The sequence below is a fragment of the Oleiphilus sp. HI0061 genome (assembly GCF_001635675.1).
In genome coordinates this window covers 1-1,214 of record NZ_LWFE01001645.1, presented here as the reverse complement: position 1 = coordinate 1,214, position 1,214 = coordinate 1, and the positions used below count along the sequence as shown (strand labels likewise).

Annotated in this window: 2 protein-coding genes; both read left to right on the top strand. The window is 45.4% G+C overall.

Annotated elements, in window-relative coordinates:
- A partial coding sequence (locus tag A3735_RS25390; RefSeq protein ID WP_068638874.1) for a glutathione S-transferase family protein occupies window positions 1-922 on the top strand: 922 nt, incomplete at its 5' end.
- Window positions 923-962: 40 nt separating this feature from the next.
- Window positions 963-1,214: pirin family protein (locus tag A3735_RS25385; protein ID WP_197486041.1), on the top strand; the 252-nt coding region annotated here is incomplete at its 3' end.

Sequence of the window (1,214 nt, the reverse complement as noted above, 5' to 3'; positions counted from 1 at the left end):
GAGCGATAGCGGAGGTGAGTTTCGTCGCCAAGATAGTCGCTTCAGAAGTTGGTTGACCGCCGATGGTCAACCTGGCCCGCAGGGTGAGAAGGGGTTTAAGGCAGAGAAAGGCCGCTACCATTTGTATGTTTCGTTGGCGTGCCCATGGGCTCATCGCACGTTGATTTTTCGCCAGCTGAAGAATCTACAAGATTATATCGATGTGACGGTAGTCGACCCGATAATGTTAGAAAACGGTTGGGAAGTTACCGACCCGCTGTACGGTTTTCAATACGCTTACCAGCTTTACATGCGCGCTGATAGCCAATACGAGGGGCGGGTTACGGTACCGGTTTTATGGGATAAACAGACCCAAACGATTGTCAGTAATGAGTCGTCTGAAATTATTCGCATGTTTAACTCAGCCTTTAATCACCTAACTGGCAATACTGATGACTATTATCCAGAGGGCTTGCGTGAGTCGATTGATATGATTAACGAGCGAATTTATGACTGCATTAATAACGGTGTTTATCGTGCAGGTTTTGCGACGACGCAAGAAGCCTATGAAGACGCTTACCATCAATTATTTGATGCCCTAGATTGGGTAGAAGGCGTACTGTCTAAGCAGCGTTATCTGTGTGGATCAACACTAACCGAAGCTGACTGGCGTCTATTTACGACACTGATTCGATTCGACGCTGTTTATTTTGGACACTTTAAAACCAATAGACAACTGATAGCGAGTTACCCCGCGATGAGTTCTTATGTTCGCGAGCTGTATCAAGTGCCAGGGGTGGCCCAGACAGTGAATTTTGAGCATATCAAAACCCACTATTACGCCANTCACCTTACGATCAATCCGACGGGGGTCATTCCTTTAGGGCCTGAACAAGATTTCGATTTACCCCATGATCGAGACCAGTTGGAAAAAGCTAACTAACGATCTCAGTCACTATTTTCATCAAAAGTAAGGAGTTGTCATGCTTTATTATCGAGCTGCTGACGAACGAGGTAAGGCCAACTTTTCTTGGTTAAATAGCCAACATAGCTTTTCGTTTGGTCACTATTACGACGCCGATCACATGGGAGTTTCGGTACTGAGAGTCATCAATGATGATGAGGTTTCCCCCGGTGCGGGTTTTGATAATCATGGTCATCGAGATATGGAAATTATTTCTTATATATTGGAGGGGGCTATCGAGCACAGAGATAGCACAGGAAATCACTTTATA